Consider the following 280-nt stretch of genomic DNA (forward strand, 5'->3'; position numbering starts at 1 on the left):
CTCCGCTGCGCGGCCCGGGAATGAGGGCGGTGGGGGCCGGGACCGGGGGACCCGGCCTCGACCCGGGTTCGGAACTCTGGCGCCCCCACGAAGCGGGTTGGCCCGCCCGGGGCGAGCTTCTAGACGCAGAGAGCGTGGAGACGTGGCCGAGCGGCTGAAGGCACTCGTTTGCTAAATGAGCATACCCAGAAATGGGTATCGAGGGTTCGAATCCCCCCGTCTCCGCCACTCGATTGTGTAAGTCCTGAAATCTAAAGCTTTTTCGGGTCGGGCCGTGCCC

Annotated in this window: 1 tRNA gene; it reads left to right on the plus strand. The window is 66.1% G+C overall.

Going from position 1 to position 280, the window contains the following annotated elements:
* Positions 1-136: 136 nt before the first annotated feature.
* Positions 137-228, plus strand: a tRNA-Ser gene (locus tag ACLBXP_RS26065).
* Positions 229-280: the final 52 nt, after the last annotated feature.

It is taken from the genome of Methylobacterium sp. A54F, from assembly GCF_053346035.1.